At 73.9% G+C, this 26,841-nt stretch carries 25 protein-coding genes; 6 read left to right on the plus strand and 19 right to left on the minus strand.

Going from position 1 to position 26,841, the window contains the following annotated elements; all coding sequences use genetic code 11:
• The first annotated feature begins 108 nt into the window (after window positions 1-108).
• Entirely contained in the window at window positions 109-966 is an 858-nt protein-coding gene (locus OG242_RS04605; protein WP_405896917.1) for a 3-hydroxybutyryl-CoA dehydrogenase, read from the plus strand.
• A gap of 79 nt (window positions 967-1,045) precedes the next feature.
• A complete protein-coding gene (locus OG242_RS04610) occupies window positions 1,046-2,680 on the plus strand; it encodes a hypothetical protein (RefSeq protein WP_405896918.1) in 1,635 nt (544 codons plus the stop codon).
• A gap of 72 nt (window positions 2,681-2,752) precedes the next feature.
• On the opposite strand, the gene OG242_RS04615 is transcribed toward OG242_RS04610, so the two are convergent.
• From OG242_RS04615 to infC, 9 genes are all read right to left on the minus strand, one after another.
• On the minus strand, window positions 2,753-3,283 hold the full coding sequence (locus tag OG242_RS04615) for an NUDIX hydrolase (protein ID WP_405896919.1): 531 nt from the start codon (window positions 3,281-3,283) through the stop codon (window positions 2,753-2,755).
• Between the two features lie 50 nt (window positions 3,284-3,333).
• Window positions 3,334-4,683 (minus strand): transcriptional regulator, encoded by a 1,350-nt coding sequence (locus OG242_RS04620; protein WP_405896920.1) that lies wholly within the window; start codon window positions 4,681-4,683, stop codon window positions 3,334-3,336.
• Window positions 4,684-4,994: 311 nt separating this feature from the next.
• Window positions 4,995-7,505 (minus strand): phenylalanine--tRNA ligase subunit beta, encoded by a 2,511-nt coding sequence (gene pheT, locus OG242_RS04625; protein ID WP_405896921.1) that lies wholly within the window; start codon window positions 7,503-7,505, stop codon window positions 4,995-4,997.
• Window positions 7,505-8,632, minus strand: coding sequence for a phenylalanine--tRNA ligase subunit alpha (gene pheS, locus OG242_RS04630; protein ID WP_018524136.1), 1,128 nt, complete (start codon window positions 8,630-8,632; stop codon window positions 7,505-7,507). The genes pheT and pheS overlap by 1 nt, the downstream gene beginning before the upstream one ends.
• Before the next feature lie 154 nt (window positions 8,633-8,786).
• A complete protein-coding gene (locus OG242_RS04635) occupies window positions 8,787-9,884 on the minus strand; it encodes an ATP-binding protein (RefSeq protein ID WP_405896922.1) in 1,098 nt (365 codons plus the stop codon).
• A gap of 124 nt (window positions 9,885-10,008) precedes the next feature.
• Window positions 10,009-10,851, minus strand: coding sequence for a TrmH family RNA methyltransferase (locus OG242_RS04640; protein WP_405896923.1), 843 nt, complete (start codon window positions 10,849-10,851; stop codon window positions 10,009-10,011).
• 137 nt (window positions 10,852-10,988) lie between these two features.
• Window positions 10,989-11,372 carry a 50S ribosomal protein L20 gene (rplT, locus tag OG242_RS04645; protein ID WP_111333655.1) on the minus strand — a complete coding sequence of 128 codons (384 nt, stop codon included), beginning with the start codon at window positions 11,370-11,372 and terminating at the stop codon, window positions 10,989-10,991.
• A 107-nt stretch (window positions 11,373-11,479) separates the two neighbouring features.
• Window positions 11,480-11,674: a 50S ribosomal protein L35 gene (gene rpmI, locus OG242_RS04650; protein WP_003970213.1), complete on the minus strand. Its 195-nt coding sequence runs from the start codon at window positions 11,672-11,674 to the stop codon at window positions 11,480-11,482.
• Window positions 11,675-11,794: 120 nt separating this feature from the next.
• The gene (infC, locus tag OG242_RS04655; protein WP_405896924.1) at window positions 11,795-12,532 is read right to left on the minus strand and encodes a translation initiation factor IF-3; all 738 of its coding nucleotides are present in this window, start codon (window positions 12,530-12,532) and stop codon (window positions 11,795-11,797) included.
• Between the two features lie 316 nt (window positions 12,533-12,848).
• Here infC and OG242_RS04660 point away from each other — a divergent pair, with 316 nt between their 5' ends.
• Window positions 12,849-13,211, plus strand: a complete 363-nt coding sequence (locus OG242_RS04660; RefSeq protein ID WP_405896925.1) for a DUF1844 domain-containing protein — start codon at window positions 12,849-12,851, stop codon at window positions 13,209-13,211.
• Window positions 13,212-13,288: 77 nt separating this feature from the next.
• On the opposite strand, the gene OG242_RS04665 is transcribed toward OG242_RS04660, so the two are convergent.
• Genes OG242_RS04665 through OG242_RS04675 form a run of 3 tightly spaced genes read right to left on the minus strand, consistent with a single transcriptional unit; the run spans window position 13,289 to window position 15,964 of the window.
• A complete protein-coding gene (locus OG242_RS04665; RefSeq protein ID WP_405896926.1) occupies window positions 13,289-14,017 on the minus strand; it encodes an SseB family protein in 729 nt (242 codons plus the stop codon).
• 34 nt (window positions 14,018-14,051) lie between these two features.
• A complete protein-coding gene (gene mycP, locus OG242_RS04670; protein ID WP_405896927.1) occupies window positions 14,052-15,230 on the minus strand; it encodes a type VII secretion-associated serine protease mycosin in 1,179 nt (392 codons plus the stop codon).
• Window positions 15,227-15,964 (minus strand): hypothetical protein, encoded by a 738-nt coding sequence (locus OG242_RS04675; RefSeq protein ID WP_405901503.1) that lies wholly within the window; start codon window positions 15,962-15,964, stop codon window positions 15,227-15,229. Before OG242_RS04675 ends, mycP begins: the two co-directional genes overlap by 4 nt.
• A gap of 388 nt (window positions 15,965-16,352) precedes the next feature.
• Between OG242_RS04675 and OG242_RS04680 the strand changes: the two genes are divergently transcribed.
• The gene (locus tag OG242_RS04680) at window positions 16,353-17,555 is read left to right on the plus strand and encodes an amino acid deaminase/aldolase (RefSeq protein WP_405896928.1); all 1,203 of its coding nucleotides are present in this window, start codon (window positions 16,353-16,355) and stop codon (window positions 17,553-17,555) included.
• A gap of 198 nt (window positions 17,556-17,753) precedes the next feature.
• On the opposite strand, the gene OG242_RS04685 is transcribed toward OG242_RS04680, so the two are convergent.
• The 4 genes from OG242_RS04685 to OG242_RS04700 are packed head-to-tail and all read right to left on the minus strand — an operon-like array spanning window position 17,754 to window position 22,296.
• Window positions 17,754-18,707, minus strand: a complete 954-nt coding sequence (locus OG242_RS04685; RefSeq protein ID WP_405896929.1) for a DUF2510 domain-containing protein — start codon at window positions 18,705-18,707, stop codon at window positions 17,754-17,756.
• A 22-nt stretch (window positions 18,708-18,729) separates the two neighbouring features.
• A complete protein-coding gene (locus OG242_RS04690) occupies window positions 18,730-19,518 on the minus strand; it encodes a 3-oxoacyl-ACP reductase (RefSeq protein ID WP_405896930.1) in 789 nt (262 codons plus the stop codon).
• A gap of 5 nt (window positions 19,519-19,523) precedes the next feature.
• Complete coding sequence (locus OG242_RS04695) at window positions 19,524-20,888, minus strand: aldehyde dehydrogenase family protein (RefSeq protein ID WP_405896931.1); 1,365 nt, start codon at window positions 20,886-20,888, stop codon at window positions 19,524-19,526.
• A 40-nt stretch (window positions 20,889-20,928) separates the two neighbouring features.
• Complete coding sequence (locus OG242_RS04700; RefSeq protein WP_405896932.1) at window positions 20,929-22,296, minus strand: glutamine synthetase family protein; 1,368 nt, start codon at window positions 22,294-22,296, stop codon at window positions 20,929-20,931.
• A 108-nt stretch (window positions 22,297-22,404) separates the two neighbouring features.
• Here OG242_RS04700 and OG242_RS04705 point away from each other — a divergent pair, with 108 nt between their 5' ends.
• Complete coding sequence (locus OG242_RS04705; RefSeq protein WP_405896933.1) at window positions 22,405-23,097, plus strand: gamma-glutamyl-gamma-aminobutyrate hydrolase family protein; 693 nt, start codon at window positions 22,405-22,407, stop codon at window positions 23,095-23,097.
• A gap of 8 nt (window positions 23,098-23,105) precedes the next feature.
• Here the strand turns inward: OG242_RS04705 and OG242_RS04710 are convergent, their stop codons facing one another.
• The 3 genes from OG242_RS04710 to OG242_RS04720 all read right to left on the minus strand — a co-directional run bounded on the left by OG242_RS04710 (window position 23,106) and on the right by OG242_RS04720 (window position 25,613).
• Window positions 23,106-24,068, minus strand: coding sequence for an aminoglycoside phosphotransferase family protein (locus OG242_RS04710; protein WP_405896934.1), 963 nt, complete (start codon window positions 24,066-24,068; stop codon window positions 23,106-23,108).
• Window positions 24,065-24,547 carry a GNAT family N-acetyltransferase gene (locus OG242_RS04715; RefSeq protein WP_405896935.1) on the minus strand — a complete coding sequence of 161 codons (483 nt, stop codon included), beginning with the start codon at window positions 24,545-24,547 and terminating at the stop codon, window positions 24,065-24,067. Before OG242_RS04715 ends, OG242_RS04710 begins: the two co-directional genes overlap by 4 nt.
• Before the next feature lie 118 nt (window positions 24,548-24,665).
• Entirely contained in the window at window positions 24,666-25,613 is a 948-nt protein-coding gene (locus tag OG242_RS04720; protein ID WP_405896936.1) for a LysR family transcriptional regulator, read from the minus strand.
• A 71-nt stretch (window positions 25,614-25,684) separates the two neighbouring features.
• Here OG242_RS04720 and OG242_RS04725 point away from each other — a divergent pair, with 71 nt between their 5' ends.
• Window positions 25,685-26,836: a TDT family transporter gene (locus OG242_RS04725; RefSeq protein WP_405896937.1), complete on the plus strand. Its 1,152-nt coding sequence runs from the start codon at window positions 25,685-25,687 to the stop codon at window positions 26,834-26,836.
• The last annotated feature ends 5 nt before the right edge of the window (window positions 26,837-26,841 follow it).

Here is a 26,841-nt window from a genome sequence, read left to right on the forward strand (position 1 = left end):
TGCTATCCCTGGTAAGGCGCGGAGTAACGTCTGGGAGTCGTGGTGGAGCCCGGAACCAGACGGAAGCCGCCGAACGGGAACAGCGAAAGGCACGAGGTGACGGACTCTATGGCCGACATTGCACGCGTCGGAGTGGTGGGCTGCGGCCAGATGGGCGCCGGCATCGCGGAGGTGTGCGCGCGCAGCGGCCTCGACGTCAAGGTGGCCGAGACGACCGGTGAGGCGCTGGAGATCGGCCGCACCCGGCTCCACAACTCCCTGTCGAAAGCCGCCGAGCGCGGCAAGATCACGGTGGAGGAGCGCGACGAGACCCTGGGGCGGCTCAGCTTCACCACGGACCTCGGCGAGTTCGCCGACCGCGACCTCGTCATCGAGGCCGTCGTGGAGAACGAGCAGGTCAAGACCGAGATCTTCCAGGTGCTCGACCAGGTGGTGACCCGCCCGGACGCGATCCTGGCCTCCAACACCTCCTCGATCCCGCTGGTGAAGCTGGCCGTCGCGACCTCCCGCCCCGACCAGGTCATCGGCATCCACTTCTTCAACCCGGCGCCGGTGCAGAAGCTCGTCGAGCTGATCCCCGCGCTGACCACCTCGGACGAGACGATTTCGCGCTCGGAGGCCGTGGTCCAGGACATACTGGGCAAGCACCCGATCCGCGCCCAGGACCGCTCCGGTTTCGTCGTCAACGCCCTGCTGATCCCGTACCTGCTCTCGGCGATCCGGATGTTCGAGTCGGGCATCGCCAGCCGCGAGGACATCGACAACGGCATGGAGATGGGCTGCGCCCACCCGATGGGCCCGCTGAAGCTCGCGGACCTGATCGGCCTGGACACCGTCGCCTCGGTCGCCGACTCGATGTACGCCGAGTACAAGGAGCCCCTGTACGCCGCTCCCCCGCTGCTCCAGCGGATGGTGGACGCGGGCCGGCTCGGGCGCAAGACGGGCTCCGGCTTCTACCCGTACTGACCGTCCCACCGGCGGGCCCGGCGCTGCTGCCGGGCCCGCCCGGTGCGGTCTCCCGGCTACATACGGAACGGAATCATCAGTGGTGTCCGCTGCCTCGCCGACGACCGAGTCGCCCGCCCGGGGAAAGAACGGTGGCACCAGCGGGCCGGGAGGGTTACCGCCCTTCTGGAAGCGGCATCGCGTACCCCTCTCGGCCTGCCTCCTCGCCCTGCCCGCATACGTTCTGTGGGCGGCGCTCCTCGCCACCGGAGGCGGGGACCTCGCCGCACAGGTCTCCTGGACGCGTTTTGTCGCCGAGCACCCCGGATCGCCCTACAGCCTCGGCTGGTACGGGGGCGTCCATGTGGGCAACTACAGCGTCCTGGCCCCGCAACTGATGGCGCTGTTCGGCGTGCGTACCGTCACCGTGGCCTCGGGTATGGCCGCCTCATGGCTCGTGGGCCGCGTCTTCGTACGCAGCGGGGTCCGTCACCCGATGTGGCCCACGCTCCTGGCAGTGCTGTTCCTGTGGGCCAACGTCGCCTCGGGCCGGTCCACCTTCGCGCTGGGCGTCGCTCTGGCCCTGGCCTCGTGCCTGATGGTGATGGGGGACGGCAGACGCCTCGTCGCGGCCGGCGTGTTCAGCACGCTGGCCACCATGGCCAGTCCGGTGGCGGGACTGTTCCTCCTCGTGTGCGGCGCGGGCCGTCTCCTGGACCGGGATGTCGGCAAAGCCCTCGTACTGTGCGCTCCGCCCGCTGCGGTGGTGGGTCTGACGACGTTGCTCTTCCCCTTCAGCGGCGTGATGCCCATGTCCACGAGCGATCTGTGGAAGCCGCTTCTCTTCAGCGTTCTGCTCGCCGCGCTCGCGCCACCGGAGTGGCGGGTGCTCCGCCGCGGCGCCGGGGTCTACGCGCTGGGCGTCGTCCTGTCGGCGTCGCTCCCCACGCCCGTGGGAAGCAACGTCGTCCGGCTGGCCGAAGTGTTCGGCGGCCCGGTACTGCTCGCCGCGGTACTCGCCGGCAAGGGGCGCCTGCCGCAGAGGGCGGCGCTCGCCGTCGCGGCCGTCATCTCCGTCCAGTGGGTCACGACGCACACCCTTCACGTGACGAGGATGTCCACGCCGGTGCCCGCGTGGGCCGCAGAGACGCACGGCGTACGGGCGGCGCTGGACCGGCTGGGCGCGGACCGGGCCCGCGTGGAGGTCGTGCCGGCGGTCGACCACCGGGAGACCACCGCGCTGGGCCCCCGGGTGAACCTCGCCCGCGGCTGGAATCGTCAGGTCGACGTGGAGCGCGGTGACCTCTTCTACGAGGGCCGGTTCTCCGCCGCGAAGTACCGCTCGTGGCTCGATCGCTGGGCGGTGAAGTACGTCGTCCTGCCGAACGGCGAGCCCGACTTCGCGGCGAAGGACGAGGCCGGACTCGTCAGGAGCGAGCCCGGCTGGCTGAAGCCCGTGTGGCACGACAGCGGCTGGCGGATCTACGCGGTCGAGGACGCCCGCCCCATGGCCACCGGCGCCGGCGCGTCCGTGGTCGCCGGCGACCACGCCAAGGTCACCCTTCGCACCCGCAGGGCGGGGACGGTGAACCTGCGCATCGCCTACTCCCCTTGGCTGCGCACCGACGCCGGCTGTATCGAACGCGATGGTGAGTGGGTGCGCCTCAGGGTGCCGGGGGCCGGCCGGTACGAGATCGACAGCTCGTACCTCGGCCCGTGGCAGAGGCACTGCTGACCGCCGGTGCTCCACCCGCCACCGGGTCGCACGGGCGAGGGCCACGACGCCCCCGCACGTACGGGACGGGACTCAGCCCAGCCGTAAGTGGTGCAGCATCATCAGCCCGGCAGCCATGCCCGCGGCCGGCACCTCGCCTCGGGCGATCATGTCGGGCACCAGCTTCAGCGGTATCCACTCGCGGCGTGAGGACTCGAAGGCATCGCACGGCTCGCCCGTCCAGTCCGCCTCCTCGCCCCAGTAGAAGTGGTGCCGGGCGTCGGTGAGGCCGTTGGACGGCTCCACGGTCAGCAGCGGGTGGAGCGGGCCGGGGCGCCAGCCGGTCTCCTCCTCCATCTCGCGGGCCGCCGCCCGCGCCGGTGACTCGCCGTCCTCCACCACGCCCGCCGCCAGCTCCCAGCCCCAGCTGTCGGTGATGAACCGGTGCCGCCACAGCAACAGCACCTCGTTCGCCGCGTTGACGACGGTGGCCGCGGCCACCGGGCGCAGCCGGATCACGAAGTGGTCGAGCCGGCCACCGTCGGGGAGCTCGACGTCGGCCAGATTGACCCGGAACCAGCGGTTCTCGTACACGGGTTGTTCGTTCAGGTTCGTCCACTGCACGGTTCTGCCACCTTCTGTTTGTAGGTGGCCGTATCGCAGCAGACTTCCGCTCAGAGCGGTACGCGCAGCGCCTCCTCCACGCGTTCGGCGGCCCGCTCCGCCTCGGCGCTCCCGTTCCCGAGCAGCTCCGCGCGCACCGCCCGGAGCCGGTCGCGCAGCCGCTGCGACTCCATGCCCCGGACCCGGTCCGCCATCTCGATGGCCGTCGCCGCCGCCCGGTCCGCCTCGCCCCGGCGCAGCTCGATCGTGGCGAGCATGGCCAGCCGGTGTACCCGGCCCCGGTCGTGCGCGGGCGTCCGGACCGCCGCCACCGCGTGCTCCCGGGCCGCCGACAGGTCCCCGAGGCTCAGCAGCGCATCCGCGACCTGCACATCGACCAGGCCCGGCTGCACGTACCCCGTCTCGTCCGGCTCACCGCCCGGGCGGATGCGGGAGGCCGCCGACTCGGCGCGGCCGATGCACGTCAGCGCGCCCGTCCGGTCGCCGAGCCTCGCGTACGCCTTGGCCTGCATCGCGTGGAGGTCGGCGGCGAGCGCCGGGGTGATCTCGCGGCCCGCGGCGCGCAGGGCCGCCTCCGCGAAGGCGACGGACTGGCGGTACTCGGTGAGGAACAGCGACTGGTTGACCAGCAGCGCGATCACATAGCCGCCGAGGCCCCGGTCCCCGCTCGCCTTGGCCAGCCGCAGCGCCTGGTGAAAGTAGCGCTGGGCCGGGCCGTGCGCGTCGGAGTCGTAGGCGCAGATGCCCGCGACGGCCACCAGGGCGCCCGTGGCGCGGTGCAGCTGACGGCCCGCCGCATCGCTGTAGCCGCCGCGCAGCAGCGGGGCGGCCCCGGCGTTGAGGAAGCCGACGATGCGCGGACGCGTCGCGATTCCGCCCGCTCTGCGGTACATCAGTTCGTAGTGTTCACGGGCGGCCCGCAGCGTTGCTATGTCCGCCGCACCGACCCCGGTCGGCCCGGTCCGCGACACGTCGGCGTCCTCCGGCGGGTTCTCCCACTCCCAGACCGGCATCACGGCGCCGGTCCCGGTGACGGCCGGGACGGTGACGACGTGCGGGCGCTGCTGGGCGTCGGAGCGCCACACGGCGGTGGCCCGTTCGACGAAGCCGGGGAGCGAGGAGCCCTGGGCGGGCGGGTTGCCGTCGCGGACCGCCATGCCGATGTCGTCCAGCGAAACGGCCCGGTGCAGGCGGTTTCCGAGCACCTCACAGATCAGATCGGGCGCCTGGCCGCGCGGACGCTGCCCCTTCAGCCAGCGGGCGACGGCGGTGTGTTCGTAACGCAGTCCGAGACCGCGCGCACGGCCGGCCCGGTTCACATGGGCGGCCAGTCCGGCCCGGGAGACGCCCGCCTCCTCGATCAGGGCCTCAAGCGCGGTGTTGGGCTCCTTGGGCCCCATGTCCCCCTCCGGTGGTTCGGCACGCCAGGACGTGTCGCCCCAGTGGAGCACGATTCACACGGGGTGTGAACGCAATGCCCGAACCGTCCCGCCGCGCACGCTGCCGTAGCGGCCGGGGGCCCGCTTGAATGATTCCTCTCGCAGGGCGCGGACGGGCCGTCTGCTCCCCCTCGTACAGCAGGGCGGCCCGCTTCCCGCGCAGTCCACCCCGCCGGCCTGCCCGACACTCCGCGGCGGGGACGGACGGCGAGCACACAGGAGGGGCGCATCCGGTGGCCGGATGCGCCCCTCCTTCGTGCGGCGGGACGGGACTACGCTCCGCGCAGTACCGCGCCCGTGCGCTCGGCGGCCAGGGCCACCGCGGCGTCGCGGGCGGCGCTCGCCTCGTCGACCGTCAGGGTGCGGTCGGCGGCGCGGAAGCGCAGCGCGTACGCCAGGGACTTGCTGCCCTCGCCGATCTGCTCGCCCGTGAACACGTCGAACAGCCGCAGCGACTCCAGGAGTTCGCCCGCGCCCTCGCGGAGCGCCCGCTCCACGTCGGCGGCGGGCACGTCCTGGCCGACGACCAGCGCGACGTCCTGGGTCGCCACCGGGAAGGTGGAGATCCGCGGCGCCCGCAGGACGCCGTCGACGGCCTGCTCCAGGATGTCGAGGTCGACCTCCATGGCGCAGGTGCGCTCGGGCAGGTGGAGCTCCTTGATGACGCGCGGGTGGAGCTCGCCCGCGTGTCCGAACAGGGTCTCCTCGCCGGCCACGGTCACGTACAGCGCGGCGCAGCGGCCCGGGTGCCAGGGGGCGTGCCGGTCGGCGCGGACGGTGACCTCGACCCCGGCCTCACGGGCGATCGTCCGCGCGGCCTCGACGGAGTCCGCCCAGTCGGCGGGGCGGCCCTTGCCCCACCAGCCGGCCTGCTCGCGGGCGCCGGCGAGGACGACGGCGGCGCGGCGCGGCTGGCGCGGGAGCGCGGCGTCGAGCGAGGCGATGTCCTGTTCCGAGGGGCGGCGGTCCACGGGCAGCCGGACGGGCTTGGTCTCCTGGCCGGTGGGCCGGAAGACGAGGCCGGTCTCGAAGAGCGCGAGGTCGTGGCTGCCGCGGCCGTCGTTGCGCCGCAGTGCGCCGAGGAGACCCGGCAGCAGCGTGGTGCGCAGCGACGGCTCCTCGTCGGAGAGCGGGTTGACGAGCCGGACCGTGCGGCGGCGGGCGTCGTCCGCCTCCAGGCCGAGCTGGTCGAGGACCGCCTCGCCGATGAACGGGTAGTTCAGCGCCTCGACGTAGCCCGCGCCCGCGAGCGCCCGGCCGACGCGGCGGTGCAGCCGCTGGCGGTCGGTGAGCCCGCGGCCGGAGGGCGGCGTCGGGAGCGTGGACGGGAGGTTCTCGTAGCCCTCCAGGCGGATGACCTCTTCGGCCAGGTCGTTCGGCTCGGCGAGGTCGGGACGCCAGGACGGCGTGGTGACCAGGAGCTCGTCCTGCCCGTAGACGTCGCAGCCGACCTCCTGGAGGCGGCGTACGACGGTCTCGCGGCCGTAGGCGACACCGGCGACCTTGTCGGGGTGGTCGGCCGGCATCGTGATGGTGCGGGGCGCGGACGGGGCGCTGACCTCGGTGACGCCCGCCTCGGCGGTGCCGCCGGCCAGGAGGACCAGCAGGTCGACGGTGCGCTGCGCGGCAGCGGCGGCGGCCTGCGGGTCGACGCCGCGCTCGAAGCGCTTGGACGCTTCCGAGGGCAGCTTGTGGCGGCGCGCGGTGCGGGCGATCGAGATCGCGTCGAAGTGCGCGGCCTCGATGACGACCTCGGCGGTGTGCGCGCCCTCCGCCGCGTCGGCGATCTCCGTGTCCGCACCGCCCATGACGCCCGCGAGGCCGATGGGGCCGCGGTTGTCGGTGATGACGAGGTCGCCGGAGTCCAGGACGCGGGCGGCGCCGTCGAGCGTGGTGAGCTTCTCGCCCTGCTCGGCGCGGCGGACCCCGATCGGTCCGTCGATGCGGGTCCGGTCGTAGGCGTGCAGCGGCTGGCCGAGTTCGAGCATCACGTAGTTGGTGACGTCGACGGCGAGCGAGATGGGCCGCATGCCCGCCTTCTGCAGCCGGCGCTGCATCCAGATCGGGGTACGGGCCTCGGGCTGGAGCCCGACGACGGTGCGCGCGGTGAAGCGGGAGCAGCCGATCGGGTCGGAGACCTTGACCGGGTAGCCGTACGCGTTGGGCGCGGGCACGTCCAGGAGGGCCGGGTCGCGCAGCGGCAGGCCGTAGGCGATGGCGGCCTCGCGGGCGACGCCGCGCATGGACAGGCAGTAGCCGCGGTCGGGCGTGACGGCGATGTCCAGGACCTCGTCGCGGAGCTCCAGGAGCTCGATCGCGTCGGTGCCGGCCTCGTGCTCCGGCGGCAGCACGATGATGCCGTGGGTGCCGTCGTCGCCCATGCCGAGCTCGTCGGCGGAGCAGATCATGCCGTGCGAGGTCCTGCCGTACGTCTTGCGGGCGGCGATCGCGAAGTCACCGGGCAGCACGGCGCCGGGCAGGACGACGACGACCTTGTCGCCGACGGCGAAGTTGCGGGCGCCGCAGACGATCTCCTGCGGCTCGCCGGTGCCGTTGGCGGTGCCGACGTCCACCGTGCAGAAGCGGATCGGCTTCTTGAAGCCCTCCAGCTCCTCGATGGTCAGCACCTGTCCGACGACCAGCGGGCCGGTGAGGCCGGCGCCGGTCTGCTCGACCGTCTCGACCTCCAGGCCGACGGCGACGAGCTTGGCCTGTACGTCACGGCCGGTCTCGGTGGCCGGCAGGTCGACGTATTCCCGCAGCCAGGAAAGCGGGACGCGCATCAGATCTCCATCCCGAAGGGCCGGGTGAACCGGACGTCACCCTCGACCATGTCTCGCATGTCTTCGACGTTGTGGCGGAACATCAGCATCCGTTCGATGCCGAACCCGAAGGCGAATCCGCTGTACTTCCGGGGGTCGACGCCGCAGGCGGTGAGCACCTTGGGGTTGACCATGCCGCAGCCGCCGAGCTCGATCCAGCCCTCGCTGCCGCAGGTGCGGCAGGGGCGGTCCGGGTTGCCGACGGACGCGCCGCGGCAGACGTAGCAGACCATGTCCATCTCGGCGGACGGCTCGGTGAACGGGAAGAAGTTCGGCCGCAGCCGGGTCTTCATGTCCGGGCCGAAGAGCGCCTGGACCATGTGGTCGAGGGTGCCCTTCAGGTCGGCCATGGTCAGGCCCTCGTCGACGGCGAGGAGCTCGATCTGGTGGAAGACCGGGGTGTGCGTGGCGTCGAGCTCGTCGGTGCGGTAGACGCGGCCGGGGCAGACGACGTAGACCGGGGGCTCGCGGTCGAGCAGGGTGCGGGCCTGGACCGGCGAGGTGTGCGTACGCAGGACGACACCGGACTCGTCGTTCTTCGCGCCGTCGGCGCCCTCGACGAAGAAGGTGTCCTGCATCTGCCGGGCCGGGTGGTCGGGCACGAAGTTCAGGGCGTCGAAGTTGAACCACTCGGCCTCGGCCTCGGGGCCCTCGGCGATCTCGTAGCCCATGGCCACGAAGACGTCGGCGACGCGCTCCATGAAGGTCGTCAGGGGGTGGCGGGCGCCGGCCGGGGTGCGGTCGTAGGGCAGGGTGACGTCCACCGCCTCCTCGACCAGGACCCGGGCGTCGCGCTCGGCCTCCAGCTCCGTCTGGCGGGCCGCGAGGGCGCGGCCCACGGCGGCGCGGGCCTGGCCGACGCGCTTGCCGGCCTCGGCCTTGGCCTGTGGGGGCAGCGCGCCGATCTCGCGGTTGGCGAGCGACAGGGGCGAGGTGCCACCGGTGTGCGCCGTCTTCGCCTGGGCGAGCGCGTCGAGGTCACCCGCGGCGGCGAAGGCGGCGAGCGCCTCGTCCCGGATGCGCTCGATCTCTTCCGGTTTCAGTGCCTCGACCTCGACTGGGTCGTACGACTTGTTCGGTGCCGACATCTCTTCCCGTGCTTCCGATTGGCTGAGTGCTGCGTGTGCCGGGGGTGCTCCCGGACCCCCGTGACCTCGCTCGAAGACCGGAGGACGCAAAGGTGCCAAGGGTCGAGTCTAAGGGTCGCGGGGCGGGTGGGGCGCCCGTGGGCCGCTCGGTGCCTTACTTGAGGAAGGCCGGCGTGCTCACGGGCAGCATAAATCGGAACTCCGCGCCGCCTCCGGGGCCGCGGCCGACCGTGATGGTGCCGCCGTGGGCCTCGACGATGCCCTTGACGATGTAGAGGCCCAGGCCCGTGCCGCCGCGCTTGCTCCCCCGCCAGAAACGGGTGAAGACGCGGCTCATCGACTCCTCGGGGATGCCGGGGCCTTCGTCGCTCACGGTGACGGCCGCTCCCCTCTCGTCGCTCTTCGCCGGTGCGGGTGCCACGTCGATGGTGACAGTTCCCTCGCCGTGCCGCACCGCGTTTTCCAGCAGGTTGCCGAGCACCTGGTCGACCTTGTCCGGGTCGGCCCACACCGCGGGCAGCGGCTGGCAGGTGCGGACGAGGAAGCGGCCGGGGTCCTGGCCGGCCGCGGTGTGCGCCCGGACGTGGCGCTCGACGGCGGCGGAGAGGTCGACGGGCTGCCGACGCAGCTCCAGGCGCCCGGAGTCGATCCGGGAGATGTCCAGGAGCTCGGTGATGAGGCGGGTGACGCGGTTGGCGTCGGCGTAGACCGTCTCCAGCATCAGGCGCTTCTGGTCGTCGGTGAACCGCTCCCACTTGGCCAGCAGGGTCGCGGTGAAGCCCTTGACCGAGGTGAGCGGGGAGCGCAGCTCGTGGGCGACGGTCGCGATCAGCTCGGCGTGGCTGCGCTCGGTGCGGCGGCGGGCCTCGGTGCCGCGCAGGCTGATCACCAGGCGGCGGACCGGTCCGGTAGGCGTCTCGCGCACGTAGCGGGCGGAGACGAGGACCTCGCGGCCGCCGGACAGCAGCAGGTTGCGCTCGGGCTGGCCGCTGCGGGTGGCGAGGCCGCCGTAGGGGTCGGTCAGCTCCCACCAGCGGCGGCCCTTGAGGTCCTCCAGCGGCAGCGCGTGCTCCACGGGGCGGCCGAGGGCGGCGGCCCGGGGGACGGCGGTGATGCGGACTGCGGCGGCGTTGAAGACGATGACGCGGCCGGTCTCGTCCGCGACGACGAGCCCGTCGGGGAGGTCGTCGGGGTCCAGCCCGGGACCGCCCACCGCGGCGTCCGCGCGCGGCTCGCTCATGCCGACAGCCATTCCCGTACCCCACCTCTCGAACCGGTGCAGTGGGCCACCCCCGAGTGCGTCACCCTACTAGTCGTCGGTGACGGAGCGACACCCTGTCGCGGCTCTCCGTCGGCGGCCGGGGGCGCGGAGGGGCTCAGCCGGTGGTGCGGCGGGGGCGCTGGGCGCGCGCGGAGGCGTACAGGCAGACCGCGGCGGCGGTGGCGAGGTTGAGGCTCTCGGCCTTGCCGTGGATGGGCACCCGCACCACGGCGTCGGCCAGGGCACGGGTCTCCTCGGGCAGCCCCCAGGCCTCGTTGCCGAAGACCCAGGCGGTGGGCCCGCCCATGGTGCCGGCGTCGAGTTCGTCGTCGAGGTCGTCGCTGCCGGCGCCGTCGGCGGCCAGGATGCGGACGCCCGCCTCGCGCAGCCCGCGTACGGCCTGCTCGACGGGGACGCCCACGGCGACCGGCAGGTGGAAGAGGGAACCGACCGAGGCGCGTACCGACTTGGGGTTGTACAGGTCGACGGAGGCATCCGTGAGGACGACCGCGTCGGCGCCCGCGGCGTCGGCGCAGCGCAGCACCGTGCCGGCGTTGCCGGGGTCGCGGACGTGGGCCAGGACGGCGACCAGCCGGGGCCGGGCCGCGAGGATCGCGTCGAAGGGCGAGTCGAGGAAGCGGCAGACGCCGATGAGGCCCTGCGGGGTGACGGTCTGGGAGACGTCGGCGAGGACGTCGCCGTCGGCGAGGTGGACGCGGGCGCCGGCCGCGTGGGCGGCGTCGATGATGGGCGCGTAGCGTTCGGCGGCCTCGACGGTGGCGAAGAGTTCGACGAGGGTGGGCTCGCCGTCGGCACCCCGGTGCCCGGCGGCCTCGCGCACGGCCTGCGGCCCCTCGGCGATGAACCTGCGCTCCTTGCCGCGGAAGTTGCGCCTGGCCAGCCGCCGGGCGGCGGCGACCCGCGGCGATCGCGGGGAGATCAGTTCGGGGGTGCCCATGTCGGCGAGGAGCCTCTCTGCGTGACGAAGGTCCGGGTCGTGCGCCGCGCCCCGGGATACAGGGCGCGCAACGCACCGGACCCGCAGGCGGCGGGCGCCTGCGGGTCCGGCGGGGAAGCCAGGAAGTGCGGCCTGGGTCAGGCGGCCTTCGGGGCGTTGACGTCGCTCGGGAGGGCCTTCTGGGCGGCCTCGACGAGAGCGGCGAACGCGTTGGCGTCGTTGACCGCGAGCTCGGCCAGAATCTTGCGGTCCACCTCGATGTTGGCGGCCTTCAGACCCTGGATGAGGCGGTTGTACGTCATGCCGTTCTGGCGGGCAGCGGCGTTGATGCGCTGGATCCACAGCTGACGGAAGTCGCCCTTGCGCTTCTTGCGGTCGTTGTAGTTGTAGACCAGGGAGTGGGTGACCTGCTCCTTGGCCTTGCGGTACAGGCGCGAACGCTGACCGCGGTAACCGCTGGCCTGCTCGAGGATCGCCCGGCGCTTCTTGTGGGCGTTGACTGCCCGCTTGACGCGTGCCACTTGTTAACTCCTTGTAGCGGGGCCGTGGTCGTACTCACACGGCCCGGAAACGAATTGGTCCCGGTCGGATCGAGGGCGCGTCCCCGGATTCACCGGGGACGACGGCCTCACTTGCCGAGAAGCTTCTTGATCTTCTTGGCGTCGGCCGGAGCCACGACGACCGTGCCGGTCAGCGAGCGGGTCTTCTTGGACGACTTGTGCTCGAGCAGGTGGCGCTTGCCGGCCCTCTCGCGGAGCACCTTGCCGGAGCCGGTGATCTTGAAGCGCTTGCTGGCACCGCTGTGCGTCTTGTTCTTCGGCATCGCGCCGTTCTCTCCTCGTCAGTGGCGCCCCTCTCGGTGCGGGCACCGGACTGCAGGGGCGTCAGATCTTGATGGGGGTTCCGGGGGGACCCGGGGGTGCCTGGGTGGCACCCCCTGCGGTCACGCCTCGGAAGGTGTCTCGGCCTCGGCCTCGGGCGCCGCCTCGGCCGGAGCCTCGGGGGCCTGACCCGCGGGCTCGGCGTCGTGGGTGTTGTTCCCCTGGCGCTCCGCCTTGCGGGCGGCCTGGGCCTCGCGGGCCTCGGCCATGGCTTCGGTCTTCTTCTTGTGCGGGCCCAGAACCATGATCATGTTCCGGCCGTCCTGCTTCGGGTTGGACTCGATGAAGCCGAGTTCCTCCACGTCCGAAGCGAGACGCTGGAGCAGTCGGAAGCCCAGCTCGGGGCGGGACTGCTCGCGACCACGGAACATGATCGTGATCTTGACCTTGTCGCCCTGCTTGAGGAACCGGACGACGTGACCCTTCTTGGTGTCATAGTCGTGCGGGTCGATCTTCGGCCGGAGCTTCATCTCCTTGATGACCGTGTGCGCCTGGTTCTTGCGCGCCTCACGGGCCTTCATGGCCGACTCGTACTTGAACTTCCCGTAGTCCATGAGCTTGCACACGGGCGGACGGGCGGTAGCCGCCACCTCGACCAGGTCGAGGTCGTACTCCTGTGCGAGTTCCAGGGCCTTGGCAAGCGGCACAATCCCGACCTGCTCGCCGCTGGGACCGACAAGTCGCACCTCGGGCACGCGAATCCGGTCGTTGATGCGGGGCTCGGCGCTGATGGATCCTCCTCGGTAGCACCACGCGGCCGCCTGGCGGACAGCCGCGTAACGTCTGTTTCGACAGACCAACCGCCTCGGAGCAAGAAAAATGCCCCGGACGGGACACAGGCGGGGCTCCTGGAAAACCGGAACACCGCCACGGTGAACCGCGGGGCGCATCGGGCGGCTCCATCGTCCGTACGGAACGATGGGCACCACCTGACCGGTGACCCGCCGTCCTGGGGACGGCTAGGTGGGAGAGCGGAGCCTCCACTTGTGGGCCGGGCACATAGCTGCCCAGCCGGTCGTTACACAAGGTTAGCAGCTCGGCCGGGCGGGCACCAACCGGCGTACGCACCGGCTCCCGCGGGCGGAGGGCCGGCGCCGTGGGCCTATCGTAAGGCGCATGAGTGACGCGACCCCCAGCAGTGATTCCCCCGGCTTCGACGAGATGGCCCGCGACATCGCGGAGGTGCCCGCCGTCGAGGTCATCGTGACGGTCGCCGTCAACCTGATGAGCGCCGCCGCCGTGAAGCTCGGCCTGACCGAGGACGGCGACGCGCACAAGGACCTCGACGAGGCCCGCAAGCTGATCCACGCGCTGGCCGGCCTGCTGGACGCGAGCACCACGGAGATCAGCTCCTTCCACGCGGCCCCGCTGCGCGACGGCCTGAAGTCCCTCCAGCTCGCCTTCCGCGAGACCTCGCTCGTCCCCGACGAACCGGGCCAGGGCCCGGGCGAGAAGTACACCGGCCCGGTCTTCGGCTGAACCCTTCCCTTCCGTACGTGAGTGAGCCCCCTGCCGGTCCTTCCGGCAGGGGGCTCATCACTGCGCCGTACAGGCGATCAACGCGTGAACAGGGGCTCACCCGGCGGGTGCGCCCCGGCCGGGAGCAGCGCCAGGTCCAGGCCCCGGACCAGCCGGGCGCGCAGTACCTCGTCGGCCGCCAGCGCCCGGGCGACCCGGCCCGCCGCCCGCGCCGGGTCGGCGTCCGCCGCGAGGACCAGGGCCAGGGTGCCGTCGGCGCTGCCGGGACCGAGATGGGCGCGGAGCACGGCGGGCTCGGCCGCGACCGCAGCGCGGACGGCGGCGGTGACGGCGGGGTCGTCCAGCGGGTCCGCGCTGGTACGGCCCTCGGCGAGGGCGCGCAGGGCGGCCCCGGTCAGCTCGAAGGCCACCGGACCGGCGAGGTCGAGCACCACCGTGTCGGCCTTCTCGTGCGCGGCCGCCTGGAGCGCCTGGTGCAGGGGTACGGCGACGGGGCGGGCCTGCGGGTCCCACCGGGCCAGCGAGGCGGTGGACGTGAACGCGGGCAGGGCGCGGCGGCCCCCGGCCTGGAGGGTGGGCACGGCCATGTCGCTCGTCTTCTCGCGCCGCAGCCCCCTCTCGTCCTCCTCCACCTCGCCGAGGACGGCGACGACCGGGACCAGGAGCCGGGCTCCCTTCAGCGCTTCGAGGACCGGCGCCACGGCGGTGCGGTCCTCGGCCCAGGCGGCGAGCGCCGAGGCCAGGGCGGGGTCGGCGGTGCCGTCGTCGTCGGAGTAACCGGGGTCCGGAATGTTCTTCTGCGCCACACGGCGAGCGTAGTGCCTGGCCGGCGGCGCCCGGTCAGCGGTTCCGGGTGAACGGCGAGCGGCCGCGCCACAGCAGCACGCCCGCCACGAGCAGGAGCACGCCGAGGCCGCCGGCCACCGGGGCGAGCCGGCCGGCCGGGCCGTCGTCCTCCGGCTCGGGCGTGGGCCCGGCGCCGAAGTACCGCTTGCGGTAACCGGCCGGGGCGGAGTCGTCGCGCGCGTCGGCGGGGCTCAGCCGGTCGGCCGCCTCGATGGCCGCGGCCGGGTCGACGATCCCGTAGCCGCGCGCGTCGTCGCGGCCGGAGGCGGGGGCGTCGCGCGCGGTGTCGGTGAGGAGCTTCTTGACCTGCGCGGGCGAGAGACCGGGGTGCGCGGACTCCACGAGGGCCACCGCCCCGGAGACGAACGCGGCGGCGGCGGACGTGCCCCACTCCACGTAGTACTTGCGGTCGGGCGCCGGTACGACGATGTCGTCGCCGGGGGCGCTGACGGTGGCGTACCAGCGGCTGGTGGAGAACGAGGCGTGCGTGCCGTACCGGTCGACGGCCGCCGCGGCGATGACCCCGGGGTAGGCGGCGGGGTACGAGATGTGGTCGCCCTTCTCGCCGCCGTTGCCGGCGGAGGCGACGACGACGGCACCCTTCTTCAGCGCGTACTGGACGGCGGCGTCCTCGCCCGGCTCGGGGTGCGCGGACTCGCTGTCGTCGCCCAGGGAGAGGTTGATGACGTCGGCGCCGTGGTCGGCGGCCCAGCGGATGCCGTCGGCGAGGGCCGTGCCCCGGGTCTTGCGGGCCTCGGCGCGGGCCGGGTCGGTCGCTTCGAGGATGACGCGGACCGGGAGGATCTTCGCCTCGGGCGCGATGCCGAGGACGCCGTCGGCGCGTCCGCTGCCGTGGCCCCGGCCCGCGATGATCCCGGCCATGGCGGTGCCGTGCCGGGCCCAGGCCTTGTCGCCGCGCCCCGCGCCGAAGCCGATCAGGTCCTTGCCGGGCAGGACCTGGCCCGCGAGGTCGGGCAGGCTGCCGTCGACCCCGGTGTCCACGACGGCGACGGTGACGCCCTTGCCGCGGGTGGTCGCCCAGGCCCGGTCGGTGTGCATGGCGGCCAGGCCCCACTGCTGGGCCCGGATGGTGTCGGCCCCGGCGGGGGTCGCGGGGAGCAGGGCGAGGGCGGTGGCGGCGCAGAGGGCGCCGAGGACGCGGGCGCGGGTCATCGCGGCTGCTCCGTGAGGTCGGCCACGTGGGTGCGCAGCGCTCGTTCGACGCGGTCGGTCAGGCCCTTGGCCTCGTGGCCGAGGCCGGCCTGCGCGGCGGGGGTCGTGGCGCCGGACGCCGTGGCCTGCTCGGCGGGCTGGGGCGAGGCGGTCGCGCGTCCGTCGGCGAACCCGGACACGGCGAAGGCGACGACGGGGATCTCGGTCAGCACGCGCACGGACCAGCTGGCCCGCTGCCGGGCGCCGAACGAGGCGGCAGGGGTGCCCTTCACGGGGTAGGTGCGGGGCAGCAGGTCGGTGCGCCGGTCGAGGTGCTCGTCGGCGAACCGGGCGCTCAGGGCCCGCATCGCGGCGGGGTCCGCCTCGGTGAAGACCAGCCCGACGGTGGTGAGGTTGCTGGCCGTCGCGTCCGTGTAGGTGGCCCGCAGGACGTGGGCGCAGCCGACCGTGCGCAGCGTCTTGGCGAGCAGCGGGTCGAGTGCGGTGGCGCAGCCGCTGTCCGGGGCGACGGCGAGCCGCGTCCAGACCCGGTCGGCGCCGCCCGGCCCCGCGCCGTCGCCCTTCAGGGTGCGCGGGAAGAGGGTGTCCACGGGGACGCTGTGCCAGGCCTCCCGGCCCACGGTGTACGCGCTGCGGGCTGCGGGATCGTCGTCGGAGCCGCCGATGAGCCAACTCCCGGCGGCGGCACCGCCGATGAGCCCGAGGCCGAGCACCGCGCAGACACCGGCGGCCACCGGGCGGGACGGGCGGCGGGGGCGGAGCGGGGGCGCCGCTTCGGGGAGCGGCGGCGTGGCGGGGGGCGGCCAGGCGGCGAGGTGCGGCGGTGCCGCCGGGCGCGGCGGCGCGGGTTCCTCCGGGGCGTGGGACGGCGGCCGGGAGGGGCGGGGAGGAGTCGCCGGGCGGGGTGGCACGGGAGCGCGCTGCGCCTCGGTACTCATCCGTCCCCCTGATCCGTTCCGTACCGCGTGCGGACCCTCGCCCGCACAGACAGGAGCCGCTCGCCGCGTGGGCGTCACTCTACGGGCTGCGGCGACCCGGGCGGGAGCGGGCGGCCCGCTCACCGGCCGATCTGCACGGATCGTCCCCCTACCCAGCGGTAGAACCGTCTGGCAAGCTGCGGCCATGACTGCCCGTGCCACTGACCGGACCCGTTACGACCGGGCCACCGCCCATCTCGACGCCCCCGTAGCCGTCGTCGATCTGGAGGCGTTCGACGCCAACGCCGACGATCTCGTACGCCGGGCGGCGGGCAAGCCGGTCCGGGTGGCGAGCAAGTCGGTGCGCTGCCGGGCCCTGCTGGAGCGGGTGCTGGCCCGGCCCGGGTTCGCGGGAATCATGTCGTTCACGCTCGCGGAGTCGCTGTGGCTGGCCCGGGCCGGGTTCGAGGACGTGTTGCTGGCGTACCCCTCCGCCGACCGGCCGGCGTACGCGGAGCTGGCCGCCGACCCGAAGCTCGCCGCGGCTGTGACGGTGATGGTGGACGACCATGCCCAGCTGGACCTGATCGACGCGGCGCGGGCGGGTGGCACCCAGGAGATCCGGGTCTGCCTGGAGCTGGACACCTCGCTGCGGATGCTCGGCGGCCGGGTCCGGATCGGGGCCCTGCGCTCGCCGCTGCGCTCCCCCGCCCAGCTGGCCGAGCTGGCCAGGTCCGTGGTGCGGCGGCCCGGTTTCCGGCTGGTCGGCCTGATGGCGTACGAGGGGCATATCGCGGGCGTCGGTGACTCGGTGGCGGGGCGTCCGCTGCGGTCCCGGGCGATCCGGCTGATGCAGGCCACGGCCCGCAAGGAGCTGGCGGTGCGGCGGGCCGAGGTGGTGCGCGCGGTGCGGGCGGTGGCGGCGGACCTGGAGTTCGTGAACGGCGGCGGTACGGGCAGCGTGCAGCACACGGCGGCCGAGGACGCGGTGACGGAGATCGCCGCCGGTTCGGGGCTGTACGTACCACGCCTGTTCGACAACTACACCTCGTTCACCGCCCGCCCGGCCGCGCTGTTCGCGCAGCCCGTGGTGCGGCGGCCGGGCGTGGGCGTGGTGACGGTGCTCGGGGGCGGTTACCCGGCGTCGGGCGCGGCCGGGCCGGACCGGCTGCCGGTCCCGTATCTCCCGGAGGGGCTGCGCTACGACCCGCAGGAGGGGCCGGGCGAGGTGCAGACGCCGCTGCTGGGCTCCCCGGCGGACGATCTGCTGATCGGCGACAAGGTGTGGTTCCGGCACGCGAAGGCCGGTGAGCTGTGCGAGCGGTTCGACACGCTGCACCTGATCGAGGGCGACCGGGTGACGGCGTCCGTGCCGACGTACCGGGGCGAGGGCCGTACGTTCCTCTAGGTCCTGTCTGGAGTTCCAGCGCGGGAGAAGGAGCGGCGTCCGGTGCCGTCGAATCCGAGGCGGAGGAGGGAGCCGAATGGGGTCTCCCCTGTTCGAGCGAAGCCGAGAACTTGAGGGAAGGAGCGTCGGCGACCGACGACAACGCCGGAGGCGGCGGTGCCGGACGCCGCGACGCCGCGGGGGAACTCCAGACAGGACCTAGTCGGCCGAGTGCTCGACGGAGCTGCCGACGCCGCCGTCCGTGGCGCTGTCGCCGATGGGCCGGATGCCCTCGGTGAGGGTGTCCATGAGGGTGAGCGGCGGTCCGTCGGGGCCCGCGTCGAAGGCGTACCGGACGATGACGGGCGACTCGCTGCCGACGGCCGAGGGGAAGGCGAGCGACTGGACGTAGCCGCCGGGGCCCTTGGCCGTGGTGACCTTCCAGCGGATGTAGTAGCCGGTGCGGCCGGCCACGGCGACCTCGCCCGCGGCGACCTGCCGGTGGGCGGTGATGCCGCCGTGGATGCGCCGGCCGACGACGTCCTCCTCGTACGCCCGGTCGGCGGCGTCGGTGATGTCCTCCTCGGCCAGGGCCTCGGGCGTGGTGGCGTCGGTGCCGCCGGGGGTCCGGGTGGTGACCGTGCCGTGGTAGCAGAAGGAGGAGGACGCGCCGGGGCAGTCGTAGGAGTTCTTGGTGCGCATGGTGAGGAGCTGGCCCGAGGTCCGCTCCGGCCGTTCCCAGCCGTCGGGAATGGGCAGCGTGATGCCGTTGAGCTGGTCGACGAGCACGTCCGGGTCCTGCGCGGCCGGTGTGCCGTCCGGCGAGGGGTCGTCGTCGCCCGGGGCCTCGTCGGTGCCGGTCCGCGAGGGCGACGGCGAGGTGTGGGCCTGCGGGGTCGCCGGGTCGTCGTTCCCCGTGAGCAGTACGGCCCCGGTCATGACGGCGCCGACGACGACCGCTCCGGCCGCCACGAGCGCGATGGCCCGTGCGCTGCCGCCTCCCCCGCTCCCCGTGGCGCCCGGCTGCGGCACCGCGTACTGCGGGGCCGGGGCGGGGACGGGCGCGGCGGCGGGCGCCCGGGTGTGGGCGGTCCACGCCGTCCCGTCCCACCAGCGCTCGGTGCCGGGCACGGAGGTGTCCGGGTACCAGCCGGGCGGCGTCGGGTAGCTCATCGCTCCACTCTAGGAGAGAGGTCTACAGCGGGGTGACGTAGGCGCCGGAGATGCCGCCGTCCACGAGGAAGTCGGTGGCGTTGACGAACGAGGAGTCGTCGCTCGCGAGGAAGGCGACGGCGGCGGCGATCTCGGTCGCCTCGGCGAACCGGCCGAGCGGGATGTGCACCAGCCTGCGGGCCGCCCGCTCGGGGTCCTTGGCGAACAGCTCCTGGAGCAGCGGGGTGTTGACCGGCCCCGGGCAGAGCGCGTTGACGCGGATGCCCTCGCGGGCGAACTGGACGCCCAGTTCGCGGGTCATCGCCAGCACCCCGCCCTTGGACGCGGTGTACGAGATCTGCGAGGTGGCCGCGCCCATCCGGGCCACGAAGGAGGCGGTGTTGATGATGGAGCCCCGGCCCTGGCGGCGCATGTAGGGCAGGGCCGCCTTGCAGCAGAGGTAGACGGAGGTGAGGTTGACGTCCTGGACGCGTTTCCACGCTTCCAGTTCCGTGGTGAGGATGGAGTCGTCCTCGGGCGGCGAGATGCCGGCGTTGTTGAACGCGATGTCGACCGAGCCGTAGGTGTCGTCGGCCGTCCGGAACAGTTCGGCGACCTGTCCGGGGTCGGTCACGTCGACGCGTACGAAGGTGCCGCCGACCGCTTCGGCCGCCGCCTCGCCGGCCTTCGCGTCGATGTCGCCGCAGACGACGTGCGCCCCTTCGGAGGCGAGCCGGTGGGCGGTGGCCAGGCCGATGCCGCTGCCGGCGCCGGTGATGACGGCGGTGCGGCCGACGAGGCGGCGGCAGATGGTCTCGTGGTCCGTGCTCATTCCGGTCAGGCCTCCGTGCTCAGGAAGACGTTCTTGGTCTCGGTGAAGGCGGTGAGGGCGTCGGGCCCCAGTTCGCGGCCGATGCCGGACTGCTTGAACCCGCCGAACGGCGTCCAGTAGCGGACCGCCGAGTGGGAGTTGACGGACAGGTTGCCCGCCCGTACGACCCGGGACACGCGCAGGGCGCGGCCCACGTCCCGGGTCCAGAGCGAGCCGGCGAGCCCGTAGTCGGTGGCGTTGGCGAGCCGGACGGCGTCCGCCTCGTCCTCGAAGGGCAGCACGACGGCGACGGGCCCGAACACCTCCTCGGTGGCGACGGGCGCGTCCGCCGGGACGCCGGTGAGGACGGTCGGCGGGAACCAGAAGCCGGGGCCGTCGGGCGCGCTCCCCCGGATCGCGGCGGCGCCCTCGGGGACGTAGCCGCGTACGCGTTCCAGTTGGGTACGGGAGATGAGCGGGCCCATCCGCGTCTTCTCGTCGGCGGGGTCGCCGACGGTGTGGGCGGCGACGGCCGGGGCGAGGTGTTCCAGGAAGCGGTCGTACGCGGAGCGCTCGACGAGGATGCGGGTGCGGGCGCAGCAGTCCTGGCCGGCGTTGTCCAGGAAGGAGCCGGGTGCGGCGGCCGCGGCGGCCTCGATGTCGGCGTCGGCGAAGACGATGTTGGGGCTCTTGCCGCCGAGTTCGAGGGTGACCCGCTTCAGCCGGTCGGCGCACTTGGCCATGATCCGCTTGCCGGTGCGGGTGGAGCCGGTGAAGACGATCTTGGCGACGTCGGGGTGCTCGACGAGGGCGTTGCCGGCCTCGTCGCCGGCGCCGGGCAGCACCTGGAAGAGGTGTTCGGGCAGGCCCGCCTCCAGGGCGATCTCCGCGAGCCGGAGCGCGGTCAGCGGGGTGGTCTCGGCGGGCTTGAGGAGCACCGCGTTGCCTGCGGCGAGGGCGGGGGCGGTGCCCCAGGCGGCGATGGGCATCGGGAAGTTCCAGGGGGCGATGACACCGACGACGCCGAGGGGTTCGAGGATCGTGAGGTCGATGCCGCCGGGGACGGGGATCTGCCGGCCGCTGAGCCGTTCCACTCCCCCGGCGGCGAAGTCGAGCAGGTCGCGGACGTTGGCCGCCTCCCAGCGGGCGTCGGAGATGGTGTGGCCGGCTTCCCGGACCTCCAGCAGGGCCAGTTCCTCGGTGCGGGCGTCGACGGCGGCGGCGAACCGGCGCAGCAGCCGGGCCCGGTCGGCGGGGGTGAGCGCGGCCCAGACGCGCTGGGCGGCGACGGCGTGGACGACGGCGGTGTGCACGCCGGCGGCCGGGGTGGCGGGGACGGTGGCGATGGTCTCTCCGGTCGCCGGGTTCAGGACGTGGTGCTCGTGGATCACGTGGTCCTCACAACGGTCGTGGGCCTCGAAGGCGTCGTACTCACAGGCGTTCGAAGGAGCGGCGCAGTTCCCAGTCGGTCACCGCGGCGTCGAAGGCGTCCAGTTCGACGCGGGCCATGGTGCGGTAGTGCGCCACGACGTCCGCGCCGAAGGCCTCCCGGGCGATCTCGCTGTCCTCCCAGAGCGCGGCGGCCTCGCGCAGGGTGGCGGGGACCTGGTCGTACGCGGCGGTGTAGGCGTTGCCCGCGCAGGGTTCGGGGAGTTCGAGCTTGTGCTCGATGCCGTGGAGCCCGGCGGCGACGAGTCCGGCGACGGCCAGGTACGGGTTGACGTCACCACCGGGGAGCCGGTTCTCGAAGCGCAGCGAGGCGCCGTGGCCGACGACGCGCAGCGCGCAGGTCCGGTTGTCGTGGCCCCAGGCGACGGCGGTCGGGGCGAAGGAGCCGGGGCGCAGCCGCTTGTACGAGTTGATGTTCGGCGCGAAGAGGAGGGAGAGGTCGCGCAGGGCGGCGAGCTGCCCGGCCAGGAAGTGCCGCATCACCGGTGACATCTCCCCGTCCTCACCGGCCATGACGGAGCGTCCGGGGCCGGTGGTGGAGCGCAGCGAGAGGTGGATGTGGCAGGAGTTGCCCTCGCGTTCGTTGAACTTGGCCATGAAGGTGAGCGCCATGCCCTCCTGGGCGGCGATCTCCTTGGCGCCGGTCTTGTAGACGGCGTGCTGGTCGCAGGTGACCAGGGCCTCGTCGTAGCGGAACACGATCTCGTGCTGGCCGGGGTTGCACTCGCCCTTGGCCGACTCGACGGCGAGGCCGGCCCCCGCCATCTCGTTGCGGATGCGGCGCAGCAGGGGCTCGACCCGGCCGGTCCCGAGGACGGAGTAGTCGACGTTGTACTGGTTGACGGGGGTGAGGTCGCGGTAGCCGCGGTCCCACGCCTGTTCGTAGGTGTCCTTGAAGACGATGAACTCGAGTTCGGTGCCGACGTGGGCCGTGTAGCCGTGGTCGGCGAGGCGTTCGAGCTGGCGGCGCAGGATCTGCCGGGGCGCGGCGGTGACGGGCGCGCCGTCGGCCCAGGCGAGGTCGGCGAGGACCAGGGCGGTGCCCTCGTGCCAGGGCACCCGGCGCAGGGTGGTGAGGTCGGGGCGCATGGCGAAGTCGCCGTAGCCGTTGTCCCAGGACGACATGGCGTAGCCGTCGACGGTGTTCATGTCGGTGTCGACGGCGAGGAGGTAGGCGCAGCCCTCGGTGCCGTGGCGCACGACCTCGTCGAGGAAGAAGGGGGCGGCGAAGCGCTTGCCCTGGAGCCGTCCCTGCATGTCGGGGAAGGCCAGGACGACGGTGTCGATCTCGCTGCTGTGCACGAGGCGGCGCAGGTCTGAGAGGGCGAGCGGGGCTGTTCGGTCGGACACGGACGGGTCCTCTCGTCGCGGGCCGGCGGGCGGTCCAAATCTAGGGGTTGGGCCGTGGTTGTGGGTACGGTGCCGGGGTGTTCCGCGCGCCGTACGAGGGAGGCCCCGGTGAACCGTCCGCTGGTCGGGATCAGTACCTACCTGGAGGCCTCGGTGCGCTGGGGCGTATGGGATGTGCCGGCGGCGCTGCTGCCCGCCGGGTACGCCCGGATGGTGCGCGAGGCCGGTGGCCTGGCGGTGTTGCTGCCGCCGGACGCGCCGGAGTTCGCGGCGCGGACCGTGGCCCGGCTGGACGCGGTGGTGGTGGCGGGCGGGCCGGACGTGGAGCCCACGCGGTACGGGGCGGGGCGCGACCCGCGCACCGGGCCGCCGGCGCCAGAGCGTGACGCCTGGGAGGCGGCGCTGATCGGTGCGGCGCTGGAGTCGGGGACGCCGTTGCTCGGGGTGTGCCGGGGCATGCAGCTGCTGAACGTGGTGCGCGGGGGCACCCTGACGCAGCATCTGGACGGTCACGGCGGCCCGGGCGGGGCGACGGGCGTGTTCGGTACGCACCCGGTGACGCCGGTGCCGGGCACCCGGTACGCGTCGCTGGTGCCGGAGGTGTGCGCCGTCCCCACCTACCACCACCAGGCCGTCGACCGGATCGGCACCGGCCTGGTGGCGTCGGCGCACGCGGCGGACGGCACCGTGGAGGCGGTCGAACTGCCCGGCGCCCCTTGGGTGCTGGGCGTGCAGTGGCATCCGGAGGCGGGCGACGACCTGCGCGTGGTGCGGGGCCTGGTGGAGGCGGTGGGGCGCTAGGGCCTGTCCTAGCCGAGGCGGTGGCGCAGCCAGATCAGCGCGGCGGCGCCCTGGGCCGCCTGGAAGGCCCGGAGCGTCGGCAGGCCCGGCGGGTCGGGGCGCAGCGCGTGCTCCGCGAAGTATCCGGCGACGGCGGCGAGTACGGCGGTGACGGCGTCGGGGTCCGCGTCGCGGCCGAGCGGGTGGGCGGTGAACAGGGCCTCCGGGTCCGGACCGCCCTCTCCGGTGGCGTAGCCCTGGGCCGTCACGCACGGGAGCATCACCAGCAGGTCGAACCAGGGGGCGGCGCGCACCGCGTGCGGCCAGTCCACGAAGACGGTCCGGTCCTCGGTGAGCAGGATGTTGTCGGCGCGCAGGTCGCCGTGGGCGAGGGTGTCCCCGCCGGCGGCCTCGGCCCAGCCTGCTTCCAGTTCCGCGAGGGTGGCGAGGCGGCCGGCCGCCCAGGGGTCGAGGCGCGCGTCGCCCCCGGCCGCGTGCAGGGTGCGCCAGCCGTCGAACAGCGAGGACTTGCCCCAGACGGCCGAGGGCGCGTCGGCCGGGGCGGGGGTGAGGACGCGGGCGAGGTCACCGACCGCGTCCAGGACCCGGTCCAGCTCGGCCCGGTCCCAGGGCACCCGGGGCTGGCGGCCGTCGATGTCCTCCAGCACGAGGGCGACGCGGGTGCCGTCGTCGTACGAGCCGAGCAGCCGGGGCACGGGGGCGTCCGCGGGCAGCGACGCCGTGACGCGGGCCTCGGCGCGGTGCATGTCCGGGCTGTCCGGGTTCACCTCGGCGCTCACTGCCTTGACGAAGGCCCGGCCTCCGTTCGCGAGCCGGACCCGGGCGGCGGCTCCGGGCGAGAAGCCGCCGTTCTGGGTGCGGGCCTCGACGACCGGCGCGCCGAGGATGTCCTCGACGCCGCTGCGAACAGCGGCGGGCAGGTCGGACCAGTGGTGGCGGACACCCTGGGCGGGCGGCGCGGTGGTGGTCATCGGTGCGTCTCCCTCGTGTCCGTCCAGGTCAGAGGCGTGGGTCCGCCGGGCTCGCCGTACCCCAGCGAGCGGTACAGGTCCTCGCCCTCGGGGGTCGCGGTCAGGTTGATCCGGGAGCACCCGGCCTCGACCAGGTGGTCGTGAACGGCCCGGAAGGTCAGGCGGGCGTATCCCTGCCGCCGGTGGCCGGGGTCGGTGGCGACCGAGGCGATGTGCCCGACGTACGGGGCGCGGCCCGGCCGGGGCAGTGACCACATGTACTGGCCCACCGTGCTGGACAGCAGCCGGTCCCCCGCGTCGATCACATAGGCGACGAAGTGCGGGTCGGTGGCGAGCCGTTCGCGGAAGTACGCCTCGCACACCGGGGTCCAGCCGGGCTCCGGGACGAGGCCCATGGAGGCGAACATGACCATGCGCAGCCGGGTGACCTCGGCGGCGTCGTCCGCGCCGGCGCGTCTCAGGTGCGGCGCTGTGCTCATGGGGCGTCCTCTCGGTGGGGTGCCGTGTCCCGCAAGGGTGTCGTGCCCGGGCGGGCGGCGTCGCCCCGTTTTCTCGGACCGGCCCCGGTCGGGCCAGGAGGCCGACGCCGGAACCCGTCTAGGCCGCACCCCCGGAGGGTTCCGACCGGGTCAGCGTGAGCAGGTCGCGGGCCGGGCCCGTGGGGCGGTGGCCCGAGGGCCAGACCGCGCGCAGCTGGCGGCGCAGGCGGGCCCCGGCGATGGGGACCTTGACCAGGCGGCGGGCGGACAGCTCCTCGCCGAGCGCGAGTTCGCTCAGGACGCAGGGGCCCGCGCCGCTCTCCGCAGCACCCTTGACGGCGGTGGTCGAGGAGAGTTCCAGGAGCGGCGGGGCCAGCGGGCCGTGCACGGCGAGCGCGGCGTCCAGGACCTGGCGGGTGCCGGAGCCGTGCTCGCGCAGGATCAGCGGGGTCGCGGCCAGTTCGCCCGGGGTCAGCGGGCTGCGGCGGCGGGCCCAGGCGTGGGAGGGGGCGACCACGACGACGAGGCGGTCGTGGGCGATGACGGTGCCGTCGAGCCCTTCCGGGACGGACAGGCCCTCGACGAAACCCAGGTCCGCCTCGCCGCTCAGCAGCCGCTCGGCGACCACCGCGGAGTTCCCGGCGAGCAGCGAGACGGCGGTGCCGGGCCGTTCGGCGCGCAGGGCGATGAGCCAGCCGGGGAGCAGGTATTCGGCGATGGTCATGGAGGCGGCGACCCGCAGCCGGGAGTCGCGGCGGTCGCGCAGCGCCTGGGCGCCCGCGTCGAACACCTCGGCCGCCTCGACGACCCGGCGCGCCCAGTCGGTGACGAGCGCGCCGGCGTCGGTGAGGCGGGAGCCCCGGGGCGAGCGGTCGAGGAGGGCGAGGCCGAGCTGCCGTTCCATCGAGCGGATGCGGCTGCTGGCGGCGGGCTGGGTGATGCCGACGTCGCGGGCGGCCCGGCCGAGGCTGCCGTGCCGGGCGACGGCGAGAAGCAGCTCCAGCGCGCCGAGGTCGGGCACCCGGTGGGACAGCGGGGCGGGCGAGGCGGGCGGATCGCTGGTCATAAGCCCACCTTATGACCTCATAGGGCGGTGCTCCCTGGTGGGGCCCGGACCCGGCCGGGGAGAATCGTGGCATGGCCACCTATCCGCGGACCCGCACCTTCCCCCCGTACTCCGGAGCCGCCCGGCGGCCCGCGCTGCGGCACTTCGGCCCCAACTGGTACGCGACGGTCATGGGCACCGCGATCGTCGCGAGCGCCGGAGCCGCGCTGCCCGCGCACATCCCCGGACTGCGGGGCGCGTGCACGGCGGTGTGGGTGGTCTCGGCGCTGCTGCTGGCCGCCGTGCTGGCCGCCCGGGCCGGGCACTGGGCGGCCCACCCCGACCAGGCGCGCGCCCATCTCGCGGACCCGGCCGTCGCGCCGTTCTACGGCTGCCTGTCGATGGCGCTGCTCGCGGTCGGGGGCTCCGGAATGGTCGTCGGCAAGGACGTCATCGGGCATCCGGCGGCGCTCGCGCTGAACGTGGTCCTGTACACGGCGGGCACGGTGACCGGGCTCGTGGCGGCCGTGGCGGTCCCGTACCTCATGATCGTGCGCCACCGGCCCGAGCCGGGCACGGCGTCCCCGGTGTGGCTGCTGCCGGTGGTGGCCCCGATGGTGTCGGCCGCGCTCGGCCCGCTGCTGGTGCCGGAGCTCCCGCCCGGCCAGGGGCGGGAGGCGCTGCTGCTGGGCTGCTACGCGATGTTCGGGCTGAGCCTGCTGGCGACGCTGGTGATGCTGCCGCTGGTCTTCGGCCGGCTGGTGCACCGGGGCCCGCTGCCGCTCGCCCTGACGCCGACCCTGTTCCTGGTCCTCGGTCCGCTCGGGCAGTCGACGACCGCGGTGAACGCGCTGGCCGATGTGGCACCGGGTGCGGTCGGGGGCGCGTACGCCTCCGCGCTGCGCGCCTTCGCGGTGCTGTACGGGGTGCCGGTGATGGGGTTCGCCCTGCTGTGGCTGGCGCTGGCCGTGGCGCTGGTGGTGCGGGCGGCGCGGGGCGGGATGACGTTCTCGATGACGTGGTGGGGCTTCACGTTCCCCGTCGGCACGTGTGTGACGGGCGCGGCGGGCCTGGCGCGGCACACGGGGCTGACCGCGTTCACCTGGCTGGCCGTCGCGCTGTACGTGCTGCTGGTGTCGGCGTGGGCGGTGGCCGGGGTGCGTACGGTGCGCGGGCTGCTCAGCGGGGCGCTGCTCGCCCCGCCGCAGGCGCCGGTGGCGCCGGTGGCGGCCCGTACCGCCTGAGCGTC

Origin of the sequence: Streptomyces sp. NBC_00727 (genome assembly GCF_045161745.1) — a bacterium.
Lineage (GTDB): Bacteria > Actinomycetota > Actinomycetes > Streptomycetales > Streptomycetaceae > Streptomyces.

Bases quoted from the DNA above. Each gene is read 5' to 3' on its own strand.
- OG242_RS04725 (WP_405896937.1), top strand. From the start codon at position 25,685: ATGGCCACCTATCCGCGGACCCGCACCTTCCCCCCGTACTCCGGAGCC.
- OG242_RS04635 (WP_405896922.1), bottom strand. From the start codon at position 9,884: ATGGCTGTCGGCATGAGCGAGCCGCGCGCGGACGCCGCGGTGGGCGGT.
- OG242_RS04640 (WP_405896923.1), bottom strand. From the start codon at position 10,851: ATGGGCACCCCCGAACTGATCTCCCCGCGATCGCCGCGGGTCGCCGCC.
- OG242_RS04660 (WP_405896925.1), top strand. From the start codon at position 12,849: ATGAGTGACGCGACCCCCAGCAGTGATTCCCCCGGCTTCGACGAGATG.
- OG242_RS04605 (WP_405896917.1), top strand. From the start codon at position 109: ATGGCCGACATTGCACGCGTCGGAGTGGTGGGCTGCGGCCAGATGGGC.
- OG242_RS04715 (WP_405896935.1), bottom strand. From the start codon at position 24,547: ATGAGCACAGCGCCGCACCTGAGACGCGCCGGCGCGGACGACGCCGCC.
- OG242_RS04720 (WP_405896936.1), bottom strand. From the start codon at position 25,613: ATGACCAGCGATCCGCCCGCCTCGCCCGCCCCGCTGTCCCACCGGGTG.
- rpmI (WP_003970213.1), bottom strand. From the start codon at position 11,674: ATGCCGAAGAACAAGACGCACAGCGGTGCCAGCAAGCGCTTCAAGATC.
- OG242_RS04710 (WP_405896934.1), bottom strand. From the start codon at position 24,068: ATGACCACCACCGCGCCGCCCGCCCAGGGTGTCCGCCACCACTGGTCC.
- mycP (WP_405896927.1), bottom strand. From the start codon at position 15,230: ATGACCCGCGCCCGCGTCCTCGGCGCCCTCTGCGCCGCCACCGCCCTC.
- pheS (WP_018524136.1), bottom strand. From the start codon at position 8,632: ATGTCGGCACCGAACAAGTCGTACGACCCAGTCGAGGTCGAGGCACTG.
- OG242_RS04620 (WP_405896920.1), bottom strand. From the start codon at position 4,683: ATGGGGCCCAAGGAGCCCAACACCGCGCTTGAGGCCCTGATCGAGGAG.
- pheT (WP_405896921.1), bottom strand. From the start codon at position 7,505: ATGCGCGTCCCGCTTTCCTGGCTGCGGGAATACGTCGACCTGCCGGCC.
- OG242_RS04690 (WP_405896930.1), bottom strand. From the start codon at position 19,518: ATGAGCACGGACCACGAGACCATCTGCCGCCGCCTCGTCGGCCGCACC.
- OG242_RS04680 (WP_405896928.1), top strand. From the start codon at position 16,353: ATGACTGCCCGTGCCACTGACCGGACCCGTTACGACCGGGCCACCGCC.
- OG242_RS04685 (WP_405896929.1), bottom strand. From the start codon at position 18,707: ATGAGCTACCCGACGCCGCCCGGCTGGTACCCGGACACCTCCGTGCCC.